The sequence below is a fragment of the Ereboglobus sp. PH5-5 genome (genome assembly GCF_029504805.1).
GTDB lineage: Bacteria > Verrucomicrobiota > Verrucomicrobiia > Opitutales > Opitutaceae > Ereboglobus.
In genome coordinates, this window is record NZ_JAQFIT010000029.1 from 1 (window position 1) to 8,678 (window position 8,678).

The 8,678-nt window shown below is 67.8% G+C and carries 1 protein-coding gene; it reads left to right on the forward strand.

Features of this window, described 5'->3' with window-relative positions; all coding sequences use genetic code 11:
• A partial coding sequence (locus tag M2103_RS13040; RefSeq protein ID WP_277511117.1) for an autotransporter-associated beta strand repeat-containing protein occupies positions 1–8,678 on the forward strand: 8,678 nt, incomplete at both ends.

An 8,678-nucleotide genomic window follows, 5' to 3' on the forward strand; every position in this document is an offset into this window, starting at 1 on the left:
GTGTTCAACGCCGCGAACATGTTCAGCAAGGGCTTCGTCATCGAAGGCGGCGAGGTGCATATCGGCGCCGACAGGCTCAACGACGGGGACGGCGGCCCGCTGGGCGTCGGCGCGATCACCGTCGTGGGCGGCACATTGCGCGGCACCGACGGCGCGGGCAACGACGCGAACCGCACGCTCGTCAACGACATCGTGTTCGCCGGCGACCTGACGGTCGCGGGCACGGGCGCGCTGTCGATCACCGGCGAGGGCACGATCAGCGCGGACTCGACCGTGACCGTCACCGAGGCGAGCGGCACCTTTGTGCTCGGCTCCGAGGGCGGGACGCTCTCCGGCACGAGCAACCTGGTCTTTGAGGGCGATGGAAAGACGGTGGTGGTCTCCGAACTAAACCTTGCCGAGGTGACCGTTTCCGGCTCCCTCACGGAGCTCGACGGCGTGATTAGCGGCACGACAAAGATCATAAAAACCGGCACCGGCACGCTGCTGTTGCTCGCGGAAAACACGCACAGCGGCGGCGTGGCAATGCAAGGCGGCATCACCGGAATCAACAACAACTCCGCGCTGGGCACCGGCACGGCGGTGCTCGGCAGTGGCTCTGCGCCGTTCGACAGCGGCACGCTGCGCCTCGACGCGAACAACCTCTCGCTCGCCAACAACGTCACACTCGCCAGCACCGGCGAAGTGGACACGCAGGCCTTCACCGGCACCCTCACCGGCGTGATCAGCGGCACGGGCAACATCGCCAAGGCCGGCTCGGGCGCGCTCACCCTCACCAACGCCGCCAACACCCACAGCGGCACCATGCTCGTGCAAGCGGGCACACTCGCGCTCGTCGCGAACAACGCCGCCGGCGCCTCGACGATCCATGTCGATTCGGCCGCCCGTGTTGACCTCGCCTACACCGGCAGCCTCGCGAACGCGATGAGCGGCGCGGGCATTGCCGAAGTCAACGGCGACATCCTCGTCACCGGCGGCGCGGCAAACGACGGCTTCAGCGGCACCTGGGCCGTCAACGACACCATGCGCATCGCCGAATCGAACGCGCTCGGCGCCGCGAGCAACGTCGCGCTCCCCGGCCTGCTGCAAACCACCGGCACGGCAGACATCACCCTCAACAACGCCCTCGCCGGCACCGGCACGATACAGTTCAACGGCAGCGGCACGCACGCGTTCGGCTCCGGCGTCGGCACCGCCTTCACCGGCCTCGTGGACGCGCGCGAAGGCGTCTTCACCTGGGACACCGACGCGAGCACGGTCCTCGCCGGCACAACCCTCGCCGCAACCGGCGGCCGCGTTGACATCGCCGCGGGCGCGCAAACCGCGGGCACCCTCGTTGCCAACGGCGGCACCTTTGCCTTCACCGGCACGGCAAACGTCACCGACTTCGCCATCGCCGCGGACAGCGCGGTTCACTTCGACCAGGACAAGCTCACCGCCAAGACGCTCCTGCAACAAGACGAGGCCACGACGGAAACCCTCGTCGTTTCCGCCAACACCTGGACCGGAACCATCGACGACCTGCGCCTCGTGAACAACTCCGGCGCGACCCTCGGCGCCAGCTCGACCCTCGCGGTCAACAGCGGCACCGACGCGCTCGCCATCTACAGCAACACCCTCGCCACGAGCGACAACAAAACCCTGACGCTCGCCCACCAGCTCACCGAGCTCCGGCTCCAGGCCGGCAAAACCCTGGTCCTCGACAGCGACGACGGCACGGCAACCGGCTCGGAATTGCACGCTCTGGTCTCCGGCTCCGGCAGCCTCGAAATCTCGGCGAACAACATGATCACGCTCAGCTCGAGCGCGACCCACACCGGCACGACCACGACGACAAGCGGCACCTTCCGCCTGGACGCGGCGGACGCCATTTACACGAGCGCGCTGCTTGTGAACAACGCCGTGCTCGACACCGGCGCGAACGCGCAAAGCCTGCGCGCCCTGCAAGGCAGCGGCACGATCCACCTCAACAGCGCGCTCACCGTCGAAAGCGGCTCCTACGCAGGCGTGCTCGACGGCGCGGCGACCCTCGAAAAAACCACCGACGCCACGCTCACCCTCTCCGGCAGCAGCGCGCACAGCGGCACCACGCTCGTCACCGCGGGCATCCTGCGCGCAACCAACGCCGGCGCGCTCGGCAGCTCCACGCTCGCGATCAACGCCACCGGCACGGCCGGTCTCTCCGGCATCAACGGCGCGGTCTCGAACGCGCTCACCGGCTCCGGCGAGCTGCGCGTCGTTGACAACGCCGCCGTCAACTACACCGGCAACGCCTCCGCATGGGCGGGCGCGACACACATTGACTCGGGCCGCTTTTACGTGAACAGCGCGTTCGGCTCCGCGGCCTCGCGCATGGACGTTTATTCCGGCGGCACGCTCAGCGGCACCGGCGCGATCACCGGCTACGTTCACATCAACGGCGGCGTCCTGGCCCCCGGCAACAGCCCCGGCCTGACCGCAATCACCGGCACACTCCAGCTCACCAGCGCCACCCTCGATTACGAACTCGGAGGCATCACAAACCCCGGCCACATCGACCAAGTCGCGGCGGGCAACAACGACCGCGCCGACGTGACCGGCGACGTGATTCTTGTTGGCACGAGCACGCTCAACATCACCTCCACGCTCAGCCCGCTCGCCAAGGGCGAATACGACCTGATCCACTATGCGGGATCGCTCACCGGCAACGCCTCAAACCTCGTGATGGGCGCGTTCAACAGCTCGCCCCCGTCCGCCGCCGACGCCGGCAAATACCTCATCAGCACCGCCGAGCCCGGCTACATCAAGTTCCTCTACGACTTCGGCTACTTCACCTACTGGGACGGCGGCGACTCCACCAAGTGGAACGACAGCAGCCTCGACGGCGGCAGCGGCACCTGGTTCGCGCCGAGCGGCAACGCCAGCTACACGGCATGGGCGAGCTCGACGAACGGGGCGCCCAACGGCGAGTGGCTCGACGCCGGCTTCGCGATCTTCCGCGGCGCGTCGGGCACGGTCACGGTGGACAACACCGTCGGATCGGGCACGATTGCCTTCTCCGGCGCGCAGTTCATCACCGACGGCTATCTCATCACCGGCGGCACGCTCACGACCGGCGGCACCGGCGCGGTGGTGCTCAACACAAACCCCTCGGTCAGCGCCACCATCGCCACGCAAATCACCGGCACGCACAACGTGGAAAAAGCCGGCGCGGGCACATTGACGCTCTCCGGCTCGAACACCCACACCGGCACCACCGGCGTCCTCGCCGGCACGCTCGTCATGGCAAACGAGCACGCCCTCGGCGCGAACACGGTGAACCTCGCCGCCAACGCCACGCTGCGCGTCGCCACCGGCAGCATGACTTTCGCCAACGCGATCACCGGCTCCGGCCTCCTGGAAGTCGATCTCGCCAGCGCGACGGACGCCTTTGCCTTCGCCGCCAGCACCGGCACCGCCTTCAGCGGCACGGCGAACTTCAACAACAGCGCGTATCTGCTCAACAACGACACGCTGGCCAACGCCACCGCGAAACTCAACGCCGGCAACACGACCACTGTGGCCACCGGCACGCAGCACATCGGCAACCTCACAGCCAGCGGCGGCGCGCTCGGCTTCACCTATGCCACCGGCACGCAAGCCAACGGCATCATCCGCACCGGCGCGTTCGACGCGATCAGCGGCACGGTCACCATCTCGAACGCCAACCCGTCCACCGGCACGACCGGCCTCTTCGCAAGCACGCTTCTGCAACAGGACGAGGGCCTCTCCGTGCGCCTCCTTAACGCGACGACCGTCAGCAACACCAACCTGACCCTTGCCGGTGGCGCGACCACGACCGCCAACATCCGCGACGGCGCGGTCACCACCGCCACGGCCACCTACACGCAGTCGCTCAACTACACCGGCGGCCTCGCGGTCGATTACGCGCTCACGCAACTCGACCTCGTCGCGAACCAAACCACGACACTCTCCGGCGACGTCGCGACACCCGCCGGCGGCGCGGAACTGCACGCCCAAATCACCGGCGCGGGCAACCTCGCCATCAACGCCACCAACGCGATCACGCTCAACAACGCCGCCAACACCTACACCGGCACGACCTTCATCACCAGCGGCACGCTCATCAGCGGCACGAGCAACGCGCTTGGCAACACCGCCCACCTCGCCGTCACCAGCACCGCCGCCTACAACCTCAACGGCCACACCCAAAACATCGGCGGCGGCAACATCGCCGGGAACCTCGCCGGTTCGGGCAGCCTCGGCCTGGGCGGCATCGTGAGCATCACCAGCACCAACGCCGCCTTCGCCGCCAGCGTCGGCGTCACCGGCACGACCACGATCGCCAACACGCAGGCGCTCGGCACCACCGGCACGATCAACACCACCGGGCAGCTCGTCCTCGACAACGCCACCGGCGCGCTCGCCAAGCAAGTTGCGGGCACCGGCACGGTCTCGCTCACCAACACCTCCAGCGTCGCGCTCACCGGCGCGAACACGCTCTCGGGCGAATGGAACATCGCGCAAAACACCGCGCTGCGCGCCAGCGGCACCGCGAACCTCGGCGCGGCCGACATCACCGCCAACGGTCTTATCACCATCGCGAACGCCGCCGACGAAACCCTCGGCAACAACCTCGCCGGCACGGGCACCCTTGCCAAGGAAAACACCGGCAACCTGACAATCAGCCACTCGAACGCCTTCGCCGGTGCGACGCAAATCGCCAGCGGCACGCTCACCCTCGCCGACCTCGACGGCATCGGCACAAGCACCGTCGCCAACAACGCCACCCTCGACCTCGCCGGCACGGGCACCTTCGCCAACACGATCTCGGGCACCGGCGTGAACCTCGTCTCCGGCTCCGTGAGCCTGCGCGGCACAAACACCGCCTTCACCGGCACGCTCCGCGTCACCGGCACCGCCGACATCACCGACAACGACCAAATCGGCGCAAGCACGGCGCAAGCCGTCATCGCCGCCAATGCGAAACTGGCCACGAGCGCGACCACCTTCATCCACGACCTGACCGGCGCGGGCCTGCTCGCCGTGGACACCGCGAACAAAACCTTCGACTTCGCGGCAAGCGCCGGCAACGCCTTCAGCGGCACCGTTTCCCTTGCGAACACCACGATGCGCCTCGGCCTCTCGAACACCAACGCCTGGGCGCTCGCCAACTCCACCCTGCAACTGCTCGGCGGCTCGACCCTCGCGACCAACTCCGAAACCCGCCGCCTCGGCGGCCTGGACCTGGGCGCGGGAAGCGTGACCGCGATCGACATGACCGCGATCATCCCGGCGCAAGTGCTGCAAACCGGCACGCTCGCCGTGGACAGCGGCGCGAAGATCGCCTTCAACGGCTACACCGGCACCACGCCGGTCATCTCCCCGGCCAACCCCGTCAACTTCCTCGACCAGGACGGCCTGACCGCGCACGCCACGCTGCTCATCGCCACCGACAACCTTCTCACAGACAATGTTCACGTTGCCCTCACGCAGGAAGACGGCGTCACGCCGATTACCTTTGGCCAGCAAATCGACTACGGCGCGGCCATCGCCACCTATAACTACACCGCGCTGACCGGCACCCAGGCGCAAGCCCACTCCGGAACAGTCAGCGGCACCGCCGGCCTCTACTACGACTACCTGCTTACAACCCTCGACATCAAAACCGGCACCACCCTTGTCCTCGACAGCACCGCCGCCACGGACAAGACGCTCTCGGCGCTCATCACCGGCTCGGGCAACCTCGAACTGGTCGCCGGCACCGGCCACATCATCCTGAGCCACAGCAACAGTTACACCGGCACGACCACGCTCACCTCGGGCACGACCATGCTCGACGCCACCGACGCGCTCGGCCAAACCGCGCACCTGACCGTCACCGGCTCCGCCGCGCTCAACCTGAAAAACAACTCGCAGACAATCGGCGGCGGCCAAATCGACGGAAACCTTTACGGCCTGGCGACCGGCAGCCTCGGGCTTGGCGGCATCGTGAACATCACCAGCACCAACGCCTCCTTTGCCGCCAGCGTCGGCGTCACCGGCACGACGACAATCAACAACACCCAGGCGCTCGGCAACACCGGCACGGCAACCGTGACCGGCGAACTCGTCCTCGACAGCGCCACCGGCACGCTCGCCAAGCAAGTCGCGGGCACCGGCACCGTTTCGCTCATCGCCACCTCCAGCGTCGCGCTCACCGGCACGAACACGCTCTCGGGCGAATGGAACGTCGCGCAAGACACCGCGCTGCGCGCCAGCGGCACCGCGAACCTCGGCCTGGCCGACATCCTCCTGGACGGCCTGCTGACCCTCGGCAACACCGCCGACGAAACCCTCGCCAACAACCTCGCCGGCACCGGCACCCTCGCCAAAGAAAACACCGGCAGCCTGACCATCAGCCACTCCAACGCCTTCGCCGGCGCGACGCAAATCGCCGGCGGCACGCTCACCCTCGACGACCTCGACGGCGTCGGCACAAGCACCGTCGCCAACAACGCCACCCTCGACCTCGCCGGCACGGGCACCTTCGCCAACACCATCAGCGGCACCGGCGTGAACCTCGTCTCCGGCAACGTGAGCCTGGGCGGCACCAACACCGCCTTCACCGGCACGCTCCGCGTCACCGGCACCGCCGCCATCACCGACAACGCCGCCATCGGCGGCGCCACCGCGCACGCTGTCATCGCAACCAACGCGAAACTGGCCACGACCGCGACCAGCTTCGAGCACGACCTGACCGGCGCGGGCGTGCTCGCCATCAACTCGGTGAGCGGCACCTTCGACTTCATGGCGACAACCGGCAGCGCCTTCGCCGGCACCGTGACGCTCGACGCCACCGCGCTCACGCTCAACACCAACCACAACACCGAGGCGCTCGCCAACGCCACGCTCCAGCTCAACACCGGCGGCATCCTCCACGCCAACGCCGAAACCCGCCGCATCCACGGCCTGACCCTCAACGGCGGCGCGCTCTGGCTGCCCATGAACGGCGTGGACCCGGTCGAAGTGCTCAACGTCGGCGCGCTCTCCATCGCCGACCTCGGCAGCACGGTGGTCTTTGAAAACTACACCGGCGGCACCACCGCGATTATAGACTCGACCGTCCAGAAAAACTGGCTCGACCAGGACAACCTCACCGACAACGCCACGCTGCTCGTCGCCGCCGACACCCTCGCCGAGGCCGCCCCGCGCCAAATCGCCATCCACAAGGCCGACGGCACCGCGCTGTCCAACGGCCAGACAATCGAGCACGACGAAGTTTACGCCATCTACAACTACACCGCGCAAACCACCGGCAGCGCCAGCGCCCACACCAGCGCCACGCTCGCCGCCGGCCTCTACTACGACTACGTGCTGACCGAGCTCAACGTGAAGCAGGACAAAACCCTGCAACTCACCGACACCGGCGCGACCGACGACACCCTCTCGGCCGCGATCACCGGCGCCGGCAGCGTCACCTTCGCAACCGGCTCGGCCATGACCCTCACCGGCACGAACACCTACACCGGCACCAGCACGCTCGTCACCGGCACCGTGATCGCCGGCGCGGACAACGCCCTCGGCGCCACCAAGCTCATCCTCGTGGAAATCCCCGCCACCTTTGACCTGAACGGCAAGGCGCAAACAATCGCCGAAGGCGGCCGCATCGACGGCCACATCACCGGCTCGGGCACGCTCACCCTCAACGGCGGCACCCTCGCCATCAACAGCGCCAACACCGGCTACAACGCGCAAACCAACATCGCGCTGCCCGCCGCCGTGCACGCCACCGACGCCGGGGCGCTCGGCACCTCGCACGTCCAGCTCGACGGCACGCTCAAAGTTGACGCCACCGGCACGATGCAAAACACCCTCGCCGGCTCCGGCCAGTTCCACGCCTCGAGCGGCGACATCACCCTGGTCAACTCCAGCGCCTCCTTCCACGGCACCGGCACGGTCACCACCGGCCGCCTCACCGCCACCGAAATCGACGCCCTCGGCGACGCGCCGATCAGCGTGGCCGCCGGCGCGACCTTCGGGCAACTCAACATCACCGGCACCCTGCAAAACGCCTTCGCCGGCGAAGGCACGCACCAGCTCGCCAACAGCACGCTCCACCTCGCCAACCCCGCCGCCTACACGATTGCGAACACCGCGCTCGACGCCACCTCCGCGCTCATCCTCGAAACAACCGGCTACGCCTTCGGCAAACTCGACATGAACAACGGCACGCTCGCCTTCGCCAACCTGACCGACCGCGCCACCATCGCCACCCTCGGCACATCGGGCACGTTTATCATGAACGCCAACCTCGCCGCGTTGGACGAAGGCATCAACAACGCCGGCGCCATTGCCAACCACCTCGACATCGCCGACGCCGGCGCGGGCACGCACAACGTCCTCATCGACACCGCCGGCACGCTGCCCTCCGCGCTCAACGCCTCCATCGAACTGATCAGCGTGGACGCCGCGAGCACCGCGACCTTCACCCTCGCGAACAACGCCGCCGGCAAACTCGAGTATGACCTCACCGTCTTCGAACTGGTCCGCGGCGACCTCAGCGACTACACGCCCGACGCGAACATGTGGTATCTCTCGGACCGCAACCTCAGCCACGCCGCCGACGCGATCATCAACACCGCCTCGACGCTCGCCATCGACTGGAACTACTCGCTCGACTCCATCCACCAGCGCCTCGGCGACATCCGCCTCGGCCT